This is a genomic window from Verrucomicrobium sp. GAS474 (genome assembly GCF_900105685.1).
Taxonomy (GTDB): Bacteria; Verrucomicrobiota; Verrucomicrobiia; order Methylacidiphilales; family GAS474; genus GAS474.
In genome coordinates this window covers 1,810,509-1,827,407 of sequence record NZ_LT629781.1, presented here as the reverse complement: position 1 = coordinate 1,827,407, position 16,899 = coordinate 1,810,509, and the positions used below count along the sequence as shown (strand labels likewise).

The window sequence follows — 16,899 nt, the reverse complement described above, 5'->3', positions numbered from 1 at the left end:
GAATTGCCCCCCGGTCCGATCCAACGCAGGTTTGGAAGATTCCGAGATTTCTGCAAAGGTGGAGCCGCAGAATCTGCGAAGGATCCTTTTCGACGCCATCGTCAACGGCGTCTGCTGGCGGAGCGTTTGGCAGGACGCTCGGCAATATCGACGTTCGCCGCTTTCCAGCCTTTCGCTCCCCGAATCAGGAGGAAGGTTGCGATCCCTCCCCCGGCGATAGGGCCGAGGGCGATCTTCTCCCCGAGCCACTCAAGGCGGGCCTCAACGCTCCTTCCGGCGCGGGCCTGCACTCGCAGAACGAAACCTTTTCCGTCTTCCGCACGCTTGAGAGCCAAGAGATCGAGCGAGGAGGGATGAAGCGCGGCAAGTGACCCCTTCCGGTGCAGTGTCCCCTTCCCCGGAGGCGCGATCGTGACCAAGGGAGGTTGCTCCAGCTCTCGGGAGAGGCGGGGCAAGTCGGCACGGCCGGATGCCAGCACGAAGCGGAACTTCAATTCGCCCGCATCGACGGCAGGAAGCCAGGGCTTGTCCGAGGCCGGCGTCGGGACGTCGTCCGCATAGCGGCTGGCGCGAACGACTGTCGCGCCGATCCGCCCATCCAGGCCGTCGAAATTGTAAAGCGCGTCACTCACGAAGCCGAACCCCTCCCCACCCTTTTCCGGCACGCGGAACCAGCGCCCTCCCGGCACTTCGCCGCTCGGACCGCGGACGACCGAGGCGCCGGGTACCTCGAATTCGGCGGTGTCGCCGACCGGGAAGAGGAGCTTGAGGCGAGCGGACCTCTCGTTCCAAAGCACCCGGGCAGAGACATCGACCTTCTCGTCCCCACGGTAGAGGGAGCACGAAAGCTCGATGCGGGAACGCGCTCCGGAGAGACAGATCCATAAAAGAGCCCGCTCCGGGCCCGATTCAAGCAGTTCGAGGCCGGTCACCTCCCACTCTTCCCGAACCTGATCCAAATGAATCGACTCGGCCTCTTCCCTCATTCCGCCCCAAGAGCCCCAGACATCGTCGAACACCGAGGCCGCGAAGCCCCCGCGCGCGAAGACCTCCTTCCCCTTGTGGAGAAGCCGGATCGTGCGGGCACCCATCGCAGCCTCCAACCTGTAGATTCCGTTATCGATGGCGGCCCGGCCTGGCGTGGTTTCGCCGCGCGCCTTGCCCGACTCGGGCGTTTTGGCGAGGCGGCGCTTCCCTTCGACCCATCCCATTTCGAGGACGTTCCATCCGAAGGCCGGAAGGGTGACCGGAACGACGACCCGCTTCCGCCACGGCAGGTCGACGATGCTCCGGTTTTCCGTCGTCACCTCCTGAAAAGAGACCGCCGCCCCATTGTGACCCAGCACCTGGAGGGGGACCTCTGCGGCCCGATTCTGGTAGGGGAAAATCGGTCGGTAATCGAGACAGGCCTCGGCCTCGACGTGGCCGACAAACGGCCAGGGATGGGGGTTCCATGCCAGGAAGGCCACGCCGGAAGGATGTCCCTCGGCGGGAGCCGCGACCCGAGTGTCGACGCGGGCCGTCAGTCCGTTGAGAGCCCGAAGTTCGACCCGCTGACTTTCGTGAAGCACGCCGCCAATCCAGGCGATCTGGTCGTCCATGGCCCGTTCGATGCTCGATCCGGGAAGGATGTCATGGAATGAATTGAAGAGCACCCCGTCCCAGGCCCGGGAAAGATCGGCACCCGACCGTCGCGCGAGGGCGGCGATCACGGAATCGGTCTTTTCCGCGCGGTTGAGGAGGCTCTCGGCCCGCCGGTAAGGGAACTTCAGCTTCGCGACCGACGAGTAACAGCCTCGCAGACAGTAGTTCAGCTCTCCGCGCCGCGTCGGCAGCACCAGCTTCCTGCCCTGGATCTCTTGCCGCAATGCTCCGAAGAAGCGGTGGAGGCCGGAATGGAACACCTGCACTTCGGGATGGGCCTTCGCCCACGCGCGGATGTCGGCAAGCTGGCGACGGCAAGGGCCGCCGCCGTGGTTCCCGAGGCCGTAGAAGCAAGCCGCGTTCTCGATACGGCTGGTCTTGGCGGCGGCGAGGAGGCTGTCGAGGCGGCGAGGCATCTCGTCGTGTTCGGACCCGTACCAGCCGACCAACGGCCGATAGGCGAGAATACGGGCCCCACCGGCGCCCTCCCACCAGAAGGCGGGCTCCTCCAGCTTCAGCACCTTGTCGTCGGGACGGGTGAAGGCGAAGGAATCGATTCCGGCGGCGGCGAAGATCTCGGGCAGGCCCGCCGTGTGGCCGAAGGAATCGGCCTGCCACGCCACCGTCGGCCGCACTCCGAAGCGCGACTCAAAGTAGCGGAGGCCACGCGTGAAATGCCGCGCCAGCGTCTCGGCCCCGGCGAGGTTCGTGTCGGGCTGGATATAGGTCCCACCGACCACGTCCCAACGGCCCGCCTTCACATAACGGGCAATGCGGCGGAAAGTCGCCGGATCGGTTTCCTCGATGTGCTCGTAGATCAAGGACTCGCCGCGAATGAACGTCAGGTCTTTGTCCTCGTCCATCAAGTCGAGGATCGTCCTCACGGTGATGAGCCCTTCATTGAGCCCCTCCCTCCAATCCCACAGCCAGACAGGATCGAGATGCGCGTTGGAAATCAGATGGATTTGCATAATTGGAAAATCAGGTCGGAAAATGAAAGGCTTCCATCCTACCGGGCCGACCTCGGGAGCGTTACGCCAGGGCGGTATTTTCCCTAGGATGAAATCGATATCTTGCGCGTCATCGTCCTCCCATCGGACGGTGGTGAACGGCGGAAGCCCAGGGAGTCGCCGCCACCCCGCTCGGGCAGGCCAAGACCAAGACAAAGATGATCGCGCCAGCACATCAAAGATGTCGGGTTCATCCTAGGGAAAATACCGCCCTGGCGTAACGCTCCGGCACCCAGCCGGGATAGAACGGACGGCTTGTAATTTCGACATGAAACGACTCCATCTCGCCGTTCTCTTCCTATTCCTCGTCCGAATCGAATGCCCTGCCCAAGAAACCGGCAGTGCTCCGGAAACACTCAAGATCCTTACCCTGGGAAACAGCTTCGCGTGGAACGCTACCGAATATCTGCCCCGGCTGGCCGAGGCGGCGGGGAAACGCGTCGTCGTCTTTCCGGCGAATCTCTCGAACTGCTCCCTCGAAGAGCACGCGTCCTACCTGCGCGCCTACAAAGCCGATCCCAACGACCCGAAGGGAAGGCCCTACACGAATTTCAATTCGCCGGGCCGCGAAAAAATGAGCCTGCCCGAGGCGCTCCGGTCCGACGCCTGGGATGTCGTCACGCTCCAGCAGGCAAGCGCGCTCAGCTTCAAGCCGGAAAGCTACGAGCCTTATGCCTCCGAGCTGATCGCCGCCATCCACAAGGATGCGCCCCGGGCCCGCATCGTGGTCTTCGAGACGTGGGCCTATCGCGAGGATTTTCCCGGCTTCGCGGGCAGCGGGTTCACCCAGCAAGCCATGTTCGAGGGCCTCGCCTCGGCCTACCACGATCTCGCGGCCCGGAACAAGCTTCCGCTGATCCCCGTGGGGAGCGCCTTCCAGAAGGCGCGCCACGATCCGCACTGGACGTTCGTCTTCCCCGATCCCGCCTTCGACTACAAGAACCCGGTTGAGGATTCCCTCCCGGCGCAACCCGGCACGATCAACGTCGGCTGGTCGTGGGAGCGGGACGGCACCAAGAAAGTCTTCCGCCTCGATCCGAAGCACTGCAATACGGCGGGGAAATACCTCGCCGGAGCAACGTTCTTCGAGACGCTCTTCGGCGAGGACGTGCGGGCAAACACCTTCGCCCCCTCCGAGCTGCCCCCGGAAGACGGCGCGCGGCTTCGGGAGCTGGCTCACGAAGCCGTGACCGAGGAGGCCAAACAAGGCCGTCTGGCCGAAGCGACACCGTAAAAGGCCTCCTCAGGCCTCGATGGGGCCGCGGACGCGGACTGCCTTGCCTTTTCCTCCATCGAGGCGGGAGACGGCTTCGGGAACAGACCAGCCGAAGAGGACGTCGTCGGGGTTGGCCTTCGCCTCGGCGGCATGGCGTATCTGCCTGGCGCGATACTCGCTCGCCGAGATGCCGAAGTAGAGCCGGAAACGCCGGGCGAAATAATTCGGGTCGGGCCAACCGACATCGCTCGCCACTTCGGAAATGCGGCGATCGGTCTGGCTCAGGAGCCTGGCCGCCCGCTCCATCCGCATGTGGGAGAGGTAGGCCATCGGAGAGACGCCGAGCATCGACTTGAAGAGTCGTCCGAGATAGGAGACGTTGATGTTGAGTTTTTCCGAGAGCCCCTCGGCGGTCCAGGGCTCGGCGAGATGCTCCTCCATGAGGGACAGGCACCGCCGCACGGCGACGTGGATGGCGGGCACGGTCGGCTTCACCTCCCTCTCGAGCTTCCCCTTGGCGAGATGGGCCAGGATCACGATGAGGTTTCCCAGGCGCATCGCCTTTTCGGAAGGGTCGTGATTTTCGCCGAGAGCGACAAGCGCGTCGAGCGCCGGGATGCATTTCTCCAGCAGCGCGTCGTCGAGCGTGAGGACGGAAAGGCCGCCCCCCTTGTTCGCGAAACGCTGCCAGAGGAGGAGATTGAGGATCGGATCGTCGAGGGTCCAAAGGAGCTCGTGCATCAGCAGCTTCGCCTCGAAGCAGCAGACGTAGACGTCCATCCGTTTGTTGTCGTAGTGGCGGTGCCAAGCCCCGGGACTGATGACCATCGCTTTCCCGCGGCTGAATACGAAATCGTCCGCGGCAGTCTGTTGTCGGCCCTTCCCGCCGACACAGATCTGGAGCTCGACGAAGTCGTGATCGTGCGGGAGCTCCTCGGGATCGTGGTCGGGGAAGTGGTATGCCACGATCAACATGTCGGCCTTGAAGTCCTGCTTCCATTGCAGATGCCGCAGATCGGCGGTTTCGATCATCCGAAAAGACATACCCCTCCCTTTCTGCCACGCTGAAGGCATCATGGCGAGACGCAAAAGAGCCCTTAGTCGGCGATCCGGTAGATCGACGCCGTCCAGCGCGGGAGGGCCACATCGACCCCGTCCCGGGCCAACGCGGCGGCATTGCCCTTGAAGACAGCCTTGCCCGCCTCGTCGAGGAGCACGAAGGTCCCGGAGCGACGGACGAGGGGGTAGGCCCGATCCTTCGTTTCCTTGTCGGCCCGGTTATAGACCAGAAGATACTGCGGCCCCTCGACGATCTGGAGCCCTTCCGGAGTCTTCGCGTCGGCCCGCGCGCCGCTCTTTTCGAGGAAGGTGGCGAGTTGCGCCGCGGTGACCTTCTCAGCATCGTCAGCCCAGAGGACGGGAACCTTGCTGGCGGTGATGAGCTCGATGGCGCGGGGGTCGAGATTGCGTCGATCGGCCACGATCGCTTTGTAGCGGGAAAGGGAACCGCCCTCGACGACCTGTTCTAGCCCCGTCGGCACGCTCGCCCGGAAACGGTAGAGGAGCTGGGCGTCGGTGAAGTAGTGGACACCGGGGAGGTGGAGGGCGAGGACGAGCTTCGCGAAGGGGACGCAGGCGTAGTTCATCCCGTTCTGCGGTGGCACCGCGCCGGGGCTCTGGACGAAGGCGACCTCGGCCTTGGAGCGGTCGAGCGTCCCCGAGGCGAAGACGGGGGCGTAGCGCTTGAAGACGTGGGCATAGAGGGCCCGATAGGGCATGAAGTCCCCCTTATCAAGCCAGAGCGTCCACTCGAGGACGCCGCTCCATCCGGCGGCGTAGGCCTGGACCATCTGTGCTTCGATCACCCATTCGGCGCGATCGGGAAATTTCTCCGTCGGGAGGAAGTCCGCGTTCCCGTACTCGCCCGACTCGCCGTTGTAGATCGGGCACTCGATCCCGGAGAAAGGCATGAAGACGGAGGCCTGGGCGTAACCGAAGGACATCGCCGCGTTCCGCGCCAGGTAGGGTTGCTTCGACTGGGCCGCGTCGGGACGCGTCGGGACGGGGCCGTTGGCGAGGTAGAAGTGGGGGGCGACACCCGACGCGCGGTCGGGCGGGAGCCATGTGGCCGAGGCGCTCAGGTTGTCGTGCCCGTAGGCCGAGGGCATGGTGAAGGTGAGGCGATCGGGATCGCCGAGCTTCACGGCCTCGATGGCCTGGGCGGTCAGCTTCCGCCAGTTTGCCTCGGTTGCCATGAAGAGGTTGTGCGGCTCGTTGTAGGGAACCTCGATCGAGAGGATGTTCGGATTCCCCTTGAAGTGCGAGGCGAGCCATGTGTGGGCCGTGAGGATCGCTTTCCGGTGGCGCGGATTCGCGTCGTCGAGCTCGATAGTCTCGGTCGCCGAGGGGGCGAGCCACGCAATGGCGGCCCCGGGCTTCTTCGTCCCGAGGTCGGAGGGCTGGCCGCCTGCGTGGTAGTCATAGGGCTCGGTCGGGAAGCCGTGCCAGTCGAGGACGGTGTAGATCCCCATCTGCCCTGCCACCTTCACGTAGTAGTCGATCGCCCGAACGAACTCGGGATCGAGCTGGTGGACCTTCATCGCGTCGGCCCACCTCGGATCGTCGGGGAAGAGGCCCTCGGCAGGCTGGATGAGGCTCATGTTGAGCGGGACTCGGGCGACGCGCACGCCCCACGACTTCATCTCGACGAGGTGGCGGACGATCTCCCGGTAATCGGCCTTCCGGGGGAAATCGAGGAGGAAGGCGGAGTAGTTCACCCCGACGAAGCCGAAGGACTTCCCGTCGGCGATCAGCTGGGTCCCCTCGGCCCGCACGGCAGGGAGCGGCGCGTCGGCCAGGGCGGGGAAGACGAAGAAATGGACAGGGAAGGCTTTCTTCGCCGGGGCCTTCGCCTCGACGACGGTGGCGACGTAGTCGCCGGGCACGAGATCGCCGTTCTCCCGCGCCACCGTGAAGGCTCCATCAGCCCCGGCGGTGGCCGCGACGTCGAGCGTCGAACCGAAGGCATTGCCGGCGTCGGGCCGGACCGCGATGCGAACCTCGGCACCCGGCGTCGCGCCCCGGCCCGAGAAGGCGAGAGGCTCCTTTTTCCACGGGTCCTGCTGGGCGGCAACGTCGAGGAGGAGATCGACGGGGGAGACGATGGCCGCCTTGCGGATGTGGACTTCCTTCCCTTCGGGAAAGGCGAGGTAGAGCGCCGAGACGTCCTGTCCCTCGATCCACGCGGGGAGGGGGAGGAGGGCCGAGGCCCTGCCCTCGGACGAGGCCTTCAGCGTTCCCGACACCTTCGTCCCGAGGGCGCTGTCGCCCGAGCGCCAAGCCGCGTTCACGGCGAGGCCGTCCCCCCCCTCGGTCTCGACGAGAAGGCGGAGGCCGGAATCGGGGAAATCGGCTCCCTTGAGCCGGAGATGGTTCGGGAACCAGCGGGCGAGAGCCGCCTCGCCTGAGGAAGCGGAGAGGACGACGATGTCGCCCTCTTTCTTCACCGTACTCTGGCCGTAGGCGACGACATCACCGGGACGGGTGGCCGACGCGAGGGGAAGAATCACCTCGCGGACCGAGACGAGGTCCTCCGCGAAGGCGGGAAGGAGCGCCAGAAGGGACGGAACGACCAACGCGGCGACGGCGGCGCGGGAAAGAAGACCGGAGGACATGCTACTTTGCCTCTCCCGAAGCGGAGACGATCTCGATGCGATGGATGACGAACTTCCCGCCAGAGGGGAATTTGATGAGCAGGCCGGTGATGTTCTCGACGGCGAGGCCATCGACATCGGGGAGCGGCAGCAGCACAGCCTTCGTCGTACTCTCGATGGTCACGTTCGCCTCGGTCACGGGACCGAGCTCGGCAGGATCAACGTTCCCGCGCCACGCCAGAGTGACCGGCGTCGGACCGCTGCCGTCGACTTCCTCGATCTGGAGCCGGACGTTACCTCCCTTCCATCCTTTCACCGTAGGGACGGGGAGAGGAACGTGCTTCGCGAACCAGCGGACGAAGCCGGCGATCTTTCCCGGCTCGCTCGAGAAGGTGACGGCGTTCTTCGCCTCGGCCTCCTCCATCTTCGTCGTCCCGTAGGTGGCGAAGCCCCCGAGATAGGGCTCCTCGACAGGATAGAAGAGGGCCAGCGGCTGGCCTCCCTCCTCGGCGCGAAGAGGGGTGAGAAGGAGGGAGAACGCCGCAAGGAGGGCGAAGCAAAGGAGGGCAGAGGAACTCATGGTTCGGAAGGAGAAAGCGGGCACGGCCATCTTAGCCGTTCACCGCGACGAAGCGACGCCGAAGTTGCCTCATACCAAGGAAAGCGATCGCACCGAAGCCGAGGAGGGCCGTGGTGGCGGGCTCCGGCACGGCGACCGCCGTGGCGTCGATGCGCAGCGCATTGATGTAGGCGAAGGTCGCGGTGTTATCGGAGGCGAGGGAATCGTAGAGCGTGATGACCCCCGCAGCCGTCGGCGTCACGGTGAGGGTCAGAATATTAGCCGTGTTCACCGAGCCGTTCGGGCTCGCGTCGAGCGTCCCCGTGGCGGTCGTCCCGCCGACAAGCGTGTAGAGGCCGTCCCGATTGCCACCGCCGTTGCGGGAGGCGAAGATCGTGAACGTGTAGGTGTCAGTCGGAATGAGATTTGTGAAGGTGATGTAGGTGCTCGACGTTCCGCCCGTTCCGGTCGCGGCCCCGGTGTAGTAGAGATTGTTCGCGGCCGTATACTGCGCCCCTCCGAAGGCCGTCGCCGCCGCCCCCGTCATACCCAGGGTCGTTGGCGTCCCGTTGCCTGCCCCTGCCCCCCAACTGCCGACCATCTGGATACTGGCGGCGCTGAGGAGCCCCGTCGAATCGGAGAGCGCAGCGAGGGCGCTCGAGCTGATATTGTTCCAAGTGTAGCCGTTCGGGTTGCCCGAGCTTGTGGTCGTCGTAACGCCGTTGAAATCGATGAAGTAGGTCGTCGTCGCCGCCTCCGCCCAGGACGCCGAGAGCGAGAGCAACGCGGCAAGGGAGACGATCGCAAGGAGGATTCGTTGAGAGGGCTTGATTGCTTTCATAGGGTTCGGTTGATGGCAAAAGTTATCATTGCCCGCATCGTCCGCGTTAGCCTTTAGCCCGCTTTCCGCTAGCCTCCGTTTGATATCGGCAGCTTTTCCGTCGCAGCGCCGAAACGACGGGTGTATCTCCATCCGATGCCCTTTCCGCCTGCCTCCGACGCCCTTGCCAAGCTCTCCGTCGATCCCTCGGGGCGTTTCCTCGCTCAGGAGGACGGGCGGCCCTATCTCTGGATCGGGGACACGGCGTGGGAGCTTTTCCACCGCCTGACCGACGACGAAGCTGGCTTCTATCTGAAAACGCGCGCCGCACAGGGATTCACCCTCGTCCAGGCCGTCGCTCTCTCCGAACTTGGCGGCCCCGACACGCCGAATGCCCGGGGCGACCTCCCCTTTGTCGCAGGCGATCCGCTCCGCCCGAACGAACCGTACTGGGCCCACATCGACGCCGTCGTCGCGCGGGCCAACGAACTCGGCCTCCGCGTCGGCCTCCTTCCAACGTGGGGGAGCTATTGGCAGCAGCGGCCCGAGGGAAAAGGGTTCTTCGACGCTGTCACCGCCGAGGCCTACGGGGAGTGGATCGGAACCCGCTACAGGGAGGCCGGGCTCGCCTGGATCCTGGGCGGCGACCGTGTCCCCTCGTGCGCCGCCGAGATCGAAATCGTCGAACGGATGGCATGCGGCCTGCGCCGAGGCGATCGCGGTACCCACCTGATGACGTTCCACACACGCGGCGACGACGGCTCCTCGGCCTACTTCCACGACGCGCCGTGGCTCGACTTCAACTGCCGCCAGAACGGCCACGCCGTCGGCTACCCAGGCCGCTACGAAAAGACCCTTGCCGACTATCGCCGCCTCCCCGCGAAACCGGTGATCGACGGCGAGCCGGTCTACGAGGAGATCCCCATCGACCTCGACACCGCAAAGCCCTACGCGAACGACACCGACATCCGCCGCGCGGCCTATTGGAATCTCATCTCCGGCGCATTCGGCCACACCTACGGACACCACTCCGTCTGGCAGATGTGGGAGCCGGGGCGCGGCCTCGAGCCGGTCTATGCTCCGCGCTCCTCATGGCGCGAGGCCCTGTTCCGCCCGGGCGCAACTCAGATCGGCCACCTTCGCCGCCTTCTCGCCTCGCGCGCGTTTCTCCCCCTCGTTCCCCACCCTGAAATGGCCGAGATCCCGAACCTTGCGGCGGTCCCGGCCTCCTCGTCCGGAGTCGTCGCCTATGCACCCTTCGGCGGCCCCCTCCGGCTACGGACCGGCGCGATCCCCATTCGCCGTTTCCGGGCTTGGCGCTTCGATCCACGTACCGGGGAAACTTCCTACGACGGCACATTCGAGAACGTCGAGAGAGAGGGAGGCCTCCTCTTCCCCGCCACGGAAGAGGACGATTGGGTTCTCGTCCTCGACGACGCGGCCAAGGGAGCCCTGCCGCCGGGCTCGATGTCTTAGAATGTCAGAAAAAAAGCGCGCTCCGGCCTAACGGCGAAGACGGGATCGGAGTGATCCTAGCCCGAAGTGGAGCCCCCTCTTCCCATGAACCAGACCCGCACGCAGGACCACCAGGAAATCTTCGGCAAATCGTGGTGGATCTGGCCCGGGAACATCCATTGGGACATCCACAACAGTTACGCCCTCTTCCGCAAGACGTTCGACCTCGCCGAGGTCCCCTCAAGCGTCCCCTTCCGCATCACGGCCGACCAATCCTACCGGCTTTATGTGAACGGAAACTACGTCTGCGCCGGGCCCGCGCGGGGCTTCCAGAAAAGTTGGCCCTTCGACGAGGTCGAGATCGCCCCGCTCCTGTGCCCGGGCCGGAACGTCCTCGCCGTGCGCGCCCACAATCCCGGCTTCAGCAACTTCCAGTACCTCACCGAGGGCTACGCCGGGCTCCTCGCCGCAGGCCGCGCGGGAAGCGTCTTCCTGGGCACCGACACATCGTGGAAATGCCGCCGCCAGACCGGCGTGAATCCCGCCGCGACCCCCGTCAGCCTCCAGCTCTTCTGCCAGGAGCACATCGACCTCCGGGTCGAGGATCCTGCCTGGATGGAGCCCGATTTTGACGACTCAGGCTGGACGGAAAAAACCGCAACGACCCACTGGAATTCGATGCCGTGGAATCACCTCGAGGAACGGGGCATCCCCCTGCTGCGCGAGGAGACGGTCCTCCCGCGCGCCGTCCTCGGCCTCCGCGACGGGCGCTCCGTCGCCGATTCGGCCCAGTTGCGGAATGTTTCCCTCGGCATCAATGTCGAAGGCCTCTCCCACGAGCCCCTCGCCGGAGAGGACGTCATCGCCTTTGCCGACGCGGGAGACTTCGTCCTTCCCCCTTCAGGCCAAGGCCGCTTCCGCCGCGTCCTCATCGACTTCGGCCACACCGTCGTCGGCTCCCTCTCGCTCTATCTCTCCGACGCCCGCGGCGGCGAAACCATCGACACCCTCCACGGCGAGACGATCGACCCCGGGACACTCTCCCTCGACTTCACCCCCGAGGCCCATTCCCGAATGGCCTTCAGCCACCGTCTCGTCTGCCGTCCCGGCGTGAACACTCATACCTTCCATCACCCCTTCGGCTTTCGCTACATGATCCTCGTGGTCCGCGATTCCGAGACGCCGTTCCGCGTCCGGGCGTCGCTCGTGAGCAAGCTCTATCCGCTCGACGTCGCAGGGCGCTTCAACAGTAGCGACCCTCTCCTGAACGGGATCTGGAACGCCTGCGTGCGGACGCAGCAATGCTGCAGCATGGACGCCTACGTCGACACCCCCTGGCGCGAACAGGCCCAATGGTGGGGCGATGCCCGCGTTCAGGCCTGGAACACCTTCCACCTCTCCGGCGACGTCCGCCTCCTGCGCCGGGGGATCGGCCAGATCGCCTCGCAGATGACGCCGAACGGCCTCACTTACGGCCATGCGCCGACGATGGCCCACAACTGCATCCTTCCCGACTTCTCCCTCATTTGGATCCTCACCCTCTGGGACTACTACTGGCAGACCGGCTCCCTCGAACCCTTCGAGGCCCACCAGGAGACGATCGACCGGATCGTCGCCTTCTTCGAGGAAGCGACCGATCCCGCCTCTGGCCTCGTCCGCCACGACCCCCGATACTGGCTCTTCCTGGACTGGACCGACATCCACCGCGAGGGCTGCCCCACCCTTCTCAATTTCTGGTTCCTCACCGCCTTGGAGAAAATCGCGGCGATGCACGTCATCCGGGGCGACGCGGCGCTCGCTGCGGCCCGTACGTCCCGCGCCGCCGCACTGCGGGCGGCCCTTGCCCGACTCGTCGGCGCCGACGGCCTCATCCGCGACGGCCTCGATGAGAAGGGACGCGTCGTCGCCGAGTCCTCGATCCACTCGCAGACCCTCGCCCTCCTCTCCGGGCTGCGGGAGACCTCGCCACACGCGATCATCGATAACGTCCTCCTTCCCTTCCTCCGCGAGGAAAAGGCCTTCAAATCGGCCCCATCGGCCTACTGGATCACCTACGTCTTCACGGCGCTCCATGAGCGGGGCCACGGCGACGACGTCCTCCGCTACATCGCGAAGCACTGGGCCGCGATGGGCGACTACGGGACGACGTGGGAAAACTTCGCCCCGCGCCGGGGTGACGAGAGCTTCTCCCATGCCTGGTCGGCTCATCCCCTCTACCACCTGGAACAGATCCTCGGGGGCATCGTCCAGACGGCCTCGGGCTGGAAGGCAGTCCGCTTCGCCCCCCTTTTTTTTGGCGCGTCGTGTGAAATCCGCATCCCCACGCCCCTCGGGATTCTCGAAGCACGTTGGATCCGTGAGGCCGTCGGCATCTCCGTCGAGCTTCGCCTCCCGCCGGGCATCGAAGCCGAGGTCCGGCTCCCCGGCCTTCCCGCCGGGACGGCTCGCGGGACCTCGCGCTGGACGATCGCGCTCCCTCGCGAGGCGCGGAAAGACGCAGCTTCAGCGCGCACCGCCGCCCCCCATTCCTGATCCCTGCTCCTTGACTCCGGCCCTCTTCCCCCATGAAATGTGACACCGCCCCCCACACCTTGAACGATTCCGCCACCGCCGCCGCCTCCCCGCCCATTGTCTCTCCCGGGGATCGGATCCCGCTCTTCCAAAAGGCGATGTTCGGAGCCGGATTCGGCGTCGATTCGATCGCCATGGGGCTGCTCACGAGCCTCTTTTGGATGCCCTATTTCAATATCGGGCTCGGGCTCGATCCGGTCCTACTGAGCACCGTCCTCGTCATCCTCCAGGTCTGGAACGCCATGATCGACCCCGTCATGGGGAACCTCTCGGACAACACCCGCACGCGTTGGGGACGGCGGCGGCCCTTCATGTTCGTCGGGGCGATCCTCACCGGAGCCTCCTTCATCGCCATCTGGCACATCCCCGTCGGCGTCTCGCCCCTGCGGGACGGCGTCTACCTCTCCCTCGCCGGAATGGCCTTCTTCCTCTCCTTCTCCTCCTGGGCCATGCCTTACTACGGCCTTCAGCTCGAACTGACGCCGAGTTACGACGAGCGGACGAACCTCACCGCGTGGATCACCTTCTTCGGGAAGATCTTCGGCCTCGGCACGGGCTGGGCGATGGCCTTCGCCTCAAGCCGCTGGTTCGCCGATTTCGCCACGGGACGGCCCGACATCGTCCACGGCATCCGCGCCTCAAGTTGGATCTTCGGCCTCGTCATCACCGCCGTGGGGCTTCTGCCCGCCCTCTTCGTGAAGGAGCGCTACTACGAGCGGGAGGCCCGCTCCCAGGCCCACGATCCATTCTGGGCCAGTATCCGCGAATCGGCCCAGTGCCGCTCGCTCCGCATGCTCATCGCCATCTCGTTCTTCGTCGTCCTCGGCTACACCTCCATCGCCGTTCTCGGCGGGTACGTGAACATCTACTGCCTCACGGGCGGAGACATCGCCCTGGCCTCGGTCATCGCCGGATGGAAATCGACGGCGGTCTTCGTCACCGGCATTCTCATGCTTCCTCTCTGGACCTGGCTCGGCGAACGGCACGACAAGCGGACGATGGTCGCGTCGATGATCGGTTTCAGCATGTTCGGCCACTTGCTGAACCTCTTCTGCATGCGGGCCGACATGCCCTACCTGCAGATCGTGCCCGGCGTCTTCGAGTCCGGCACCATCGGAGCGCTCTGGCTCTACCTGCCCTCGATGAAGGCCGACGTGGCCGACCACGACGAGCTCCACACCGCGCGCCGCCGCGAGGGCGCGCTGAACGCCTTCTACTCTTGCTTCGTCAAGGCGGCCCTCGCCTGCGGCACCGGCATCGGCGGCCTCCTCCTCGCCCTCACCCACTTCGACGCCAAGGCCGCCTCGCAACCCCGCCCCGTCCTCGACCGGATGTTCTGGCTCTACATTTTCGTCCCCATCGTCTTCTGGGCGATCAGCTTTCTCTTTATCCGGCTCTATCCCCTGAGCCGGGAACGGATGAGTGAAATCCGCGCCGTCCTGGAAGCACGGCGGGGCCGTCTCTGATCGCGCCTCCGATATCACAAGAAATTGACCATCAACGGATTACGAGATTTTCTATTCTTTCCTCAGGTGAAATCACTAGCATGCCTAGGGGAAAAATGTCGTTATTTTGCTAGGGTAAGACAGCATCATGATTAACAGGACAGAGGCGTATTCGGATAGAATGACGCCACTACGAAGCCTATGTCTCCCGTCCTCCGCTTCCGTGCCTCCTCTCCGCGCCGCGGCTTTTCGCTGGTCGAGCTGCTCACCGTTTTGGCGATTGTCGGCCTCCTGGCGGCCATCGTCCTTCCCGGCCTCCTCTCGATCCAGCGGGCGCGCGCCCTGAGCGTCGCTTCCTCCGACATCGCGAGCCTCCTCGAACAGGCCCGCACCCACGCGATGGCGAACAACACCTACGTCTACGTCGGCCTCTTCGAGGCCGACGCCACGCGGACCGACACCGGGACCCGAGTCTCGGGCATCGGACGCATCTACGTCCAGGTCGCCGCCTCGCGCGACGGGACCAACGGCTACCAGAACGGCGACTGGGACTCCTCGAACCTCGCCGCCGTCGGCCCGCTTCGTTCCTTCGACGGCGTCCACCTCGTCCGGGACGGCGCGGTGATCCACGCCGCCCTCGGCTCGATGGATGCCTCCGACGGTTCAAACATCGATCTCTCCTCCCCCCCCACCACGCCCTTCGCCGGGCCGGTCGGCTCCGCCCAGCGCGTCTGCATCTTCGACAGCGTGATCCAGTTCAGCCCCGCCGGGGCGGCCTCCGTCGTTACCTCCCTCTCGGGCGTCGCCGCCGTCCGCCCCTACATCCAGTTCGGCCTCGAACCCGCCCGGGGGAACCAGGCCGCGACCGTGCTGGCGAACTGCGCCGGCTTCCAGATCGACGGGATCACCGGCTCGATCCAGGTCTTCCGTCCCAGCAAGTAAGCCAGGCGAAGAACGTGTCCATAAATCCTTTTCCCCGCTCCCGAGGCTTCTCCCTCATCGAGGTGGTCGTCGCGATGGGGATCTGCAGCTTCTGCCTCATCTCGATCTTCGGCCTCCTCGTCGTCGGCATGAAAACGAACACCGATACCGTCGAGCAGAGCGTCGCCGCCGGTCTGGCCCGCGCCGTCGTCGCCGACCTCTGGAGCGGGATCGGGAACACCTCCGCGTCGACGCGGAGCCCCCTCTACAAGATCGCCCTGCCCAGCGGGACCACCGCCTCGGCACAGCCGGACAAGACCCTCTTCTTCGCCGAGGACGGCACGCTCAAGGCCAACGTGAACCAGGCGCGCTACCGCGTCGACGTCAGCTTCGGCGAGCGCCCGTCGGCGAGCGCCCCGGCCCCGATGAGCATCCTCGTCACCTGGCCCGCCTCGGCCAACCCGACCGCAGGCCAATGGCCCTCCCGGCACGTCGGCAATTTCCAGGTCCTCACGGCCCTGAGCCTCTACTGATCCCCATGCTACCCAGGCCAGCCACTTCCGGAGGAAGGGGATTCACCCTCACCGAGATCCTCGTCGCCGTCGCGGTCCTCTCGATCCTGATGCTCCTCATGGTCTCCGTCATGAACGCCTCCTCCTCGGCGAGTCGCACCGCCCAGAACCGGCTCGACTCGGAAGGCCAGGCGCGCCTCGCCATCACCACGCTCGACCGGGACCTCGCCCAGGTCATCCAGTCGCCCGATGTCGATTTCTTCGTCGACAAGTCATCCCTCAACGACCGGATCTTCTTTTATTCCGAGACCCCGGGCTACCCCTCCGGCTCCTCGACGCCGAGCAACGTCTCCCTCGTCGGCTACCGGATCAATGCGACCTCGGGGAGCGCCTCCTACAACCAGCTCGAACGTTACGGTGCCGCCCTGCAATGGGACGGCGCGATGCAGGAGGGCCTGCGCTTCCTCACCTACCCGACGGGCGCGGTCACGAGCGCCCCCGTCGCCTCGACGCGCCTCTCCGCCGACGCCGTCACCGCCTCCGGTTCCTCCGATTCCCGCTTCCACGTCCTCGCCGCCGACGTCTTCCGGTTCGAGCTCTGCTACCAGCTCCGCGACGGCACCTACTCGACCGTCCCGATCCTCACCTTCGCGCCATCGACCTGGCTCTCCGGCACATTCTATACCGCCGCCGCCGCGCCGCCCTCGCCGCAGAACGGCGCGCCGACCTACCAGATCGGCTCCCGCTGGTACGACGGCAACGGGAAGCAGGGCTATATCTGCGTCAACGCCGTCGCGCCCGCCGTCTGGCGGGCCGTCGGCTGGCAGGACGTCACGGCCGTCGTCGTCACGATCGCCACCCTCGACACGGCGAACCGCCGCGCCCTCGCCTCCTCGGGCCGGAACCTCGACGCCGCCGCCGCCCTCTTTCCGAAGACCGCACAATCCGACCTCCAGTCCTCGCCCGCCATCCTCCCGGGGACGAAATGGCTCCAGATCCTCTCCGGCCCGACGCTCTCCTCCTCCCTGCCCTCCCAGATCGCCGCCGCGATCCACGTATACCAACGCTACCTCTATCTGAACGCCCCCTGAAC

General features: G+C 65.5%; 12 protein-coding genes. 7 read left to right on the top strand and 5 right to left on the bottom strand.

All coding sequences use genetic code 11. From position 1 onward, the window contains the following. Positions 1–101: 101 nt before the first annotated feature. A complete protein-coding gene (locus tag BLU04_RS07575; RefSeq protein ID WP_093284212.1) occupies positions 102–2,615 on the bottom strand; it encodes an alpha-mannosidase in 2,514 nt (837 codons plus the stop codon). A gap of 307 nt (positions 2,616–2,922) precedes the next feature. Between BLU04_RS07575 and BLU04_RS07570 the strand changes: the two genes are divergently transcribed. Then, positions 2,923–3,888 (top strand): DUF4886 domain-containing protein, encoded by a 966-nt coding sequence (locus BLU04_RS07570; RefSeq protein ID WP_093284209.1) that lies wholly within the window; start codon positions 2,923–2,925, stop codon positions 3,886–3,888. 9 nt (positions 3,889–3,897) lie between these two features. On the opposite strand, the gene BLU04_RS07565 is transcribed toward BLU04_RS07570, so the two are convergent. The 4 genes from BLU04_RS07565 to BLU04_RS07555 all read right to left on the bottom strand — a co-directional run bounded on the left by BLU04_RS07565 (position 3,898) and on the right by BLU04_RS07555 (position 8,923). Beyond that, entirely contained in the window at positions 3,898–4,902 is a 1,005-nt protein-coding gene (locus BLU04_RS07565; RefSeq protein ID WP_157895194.1) for an AraC family transcriptional regulator, read from the bottom strand. 65 nt (positions 4,903–4,967) lie between these two features. Continuing rightward, the gene (locus BLU04_RS07560) at positions 4,968–7,544 is read right to left on the bottom strand and encodes a cellulase family glycosylhydrolase (protein ID WP_162274656.1); all 2,577 of its coding nucleotides are present in this window, start codon (positions 7,542–7,544) and stop codon (positions 4,968–4,970) included. Between the two features lies 1 nt (position 7,545). Continuing rightward, positions 7,546–8,103, bottom strand: a complete 558-nt coding sequence (locus BLU04_RS16385) for a hypothetical protein (RefSeq protein WP_157895193.1) — start codon at positions 8,101–8,103, stop codon at positions 7,546–7,548. Positions 8,104–8,134: 31 nt separating this feature from the next. Further along, positions 8,135–8,923, bottom strand: a complete 789-nt coding sequence (locus tag BLU04_RS07555; RefSeq protein ID WP_157895192.1) for a PEP-CTERM sorting domain-containing protein — start codon at positions 8,921–8,923, stop codon at positions 8,135–8,137. Between the two features lie 135 nt (positions 8,924–9,058). On the opposite strand from BLU04_RS07555, the gene BLU04_RS07550 reads away from it, so the two are divergent. From BLU04_RS07550 to BLU04_RS07525, 6 genes are all read left to right on the top strand, one after another. After that, positions 9,059–10,378 (top strand): DUF4038 domain-containing protein, encoded by a 1,320-nt coding sequence (locus BLU04_RS07550; protein WP_093284199.1) that lies wholly within the window; start codon positions 9,059–9,061, stop codon positions 10,376–10,378. An 84-nt stretch (positions 10,379–10,462) separates the two neighbouring features. Next, positions 10,463–12,889 carry an alpha-L-rhamnosidase C-terminal domain-containing protein gene (locus tag BLU04_RS07545; RefSeq protein ID WP_093284197.1) on the top strand — a complete coding sequence of 809 codons (2,427 nt, stop codon included), beginning with the start codon at positions 10,463–10,465 and terminating at the stop codon, positions 12,887–12,889. 32 nt (positions 12,890–12,921) lie between these two features. Then, entirely contained in the window at positions 12,922–14,394 is a 1,473-nt protein-coding gene (locus tag BLU04_RS07540; protein WP_093284194.1) for an MFS transporter, read from the top strand. A gap of 180 nt (positions 14,395–14,574) precedes the next feature. After that, positions 14,575–15,315, top strand: a complete 741-nt coding sequence (locus tag BLU04_RS07535; protein WP_093284191.1) for a prepilin-type N-terminal cleavage/methylation domain-containing protein — start codon at positions 14,575–14,577, stop codon at positions 15,313–15,315. Between the two features lie 14 nt (positions 15,316–15,329). Further along, a complete protein-coding gene (locus BLU04_RS07530) occupies positions 15,330–15,827 on the top strand; it encodes a prepilin-type N-terminal cleavage/methylation domain-containing protein (RefSeq protein WP_093284189.1) in 498 nt (165 codons plus the stop codon). Between the two features lie 5 nt (positions 15,828–15,832). Next, complete coding sequence (locus BLU04_RS07525) at positions 15,833–16,897, top strand: prepilin-type N-terminal cleavage/methylation domain-containing protein (protein ID WP_157895191.1); 1,065 nt, start codon at positions 15,833–15,835, stop codon at positions 16,895–16,897. Positions 16,898–16,899 lie beyond the last annotated feature (2 nt).

Bases quoted from the DNA above. Each gene is read 5' to 3' on its own strand.
- BLU04_RS07575 (WP_093284212.1), bottom strand. From the start codon at position 2,615: ATGCAAATCCATCTGATTTCCAACGCGCATCTCGATCCTGTCTGGCTG.
- BLU04_RS07570 (WP_093284209.1), top strand. From the start codon at position 2,923: ATGAAACGACTCCATCTCGCCGTTCTCTTCCTATTCCTCGTCCGAATC.
- BLU04_RS07565 (WP_157895194.1), bottom strand. From the start codon at position 4,902: ATGATCGAAACCGCCGATCTGCGGCATCTGCAATGGAAGCAGGACTTC.
- BLU04_RS07560 (WP_162274656.1), bottom strand. From the start codon at position 7,544: ATGTCCTCCGGTCTTCTTTCCCGCGCCGCCGTCGCCGCGTTGGTCGTT.
- BLU04_RS16385 (WP_157895193.1), bottom strand. From the start codon at position 8,103: ATGAGTTCCTCTGCCCTCCTTTGCTTCGCCCTCCTTGCGGCGTTCTCC.
- BLU04_RS07555 (WP_157895192.1), bottom strand. From the start codon at position 8,923: ATGAAAGCAATCAAGCCCTCTCAACGAATCCTCCTTGCGATCGTCTCC.
- BLU04_RS07550 (WP_093284199.1), top strand. From the start codon at position 9,059: ATGCCCTTTCCGCCTGCCTCCGACGCCCTTGCCAAGCTCTCCGTCGAT.
- BLU04_RS07545 (WP_093284197.1), top strand. From the start codon at position 10,463: ATGAACCAGACCCGCACGCAGGACCACCAGGAAATCTTCGGCAAATCG.
- BLU04_RS07540 (WP_093284194.1), top strand. From the start codon at position 12,922: ATGAAATGTGACACCGCCCCCCACACCTTGAACGATTCCGCCACCGCC.
- BLU04_RS07535 (WP_093284191.1), top strand. From the start codon at position 14,575: ATGTCTCCCGTCCTCCGCTTCCGTGCCTCCTCTCCGCGCCGCGGCTTT.
- BLU04_RS07525 (WP_157895191.1), top strand. From the start codon at position 15,833: ATGCTACCCAGGCCAGCCACTTCCGGAGGAAGGGGATTCACCCTCACC.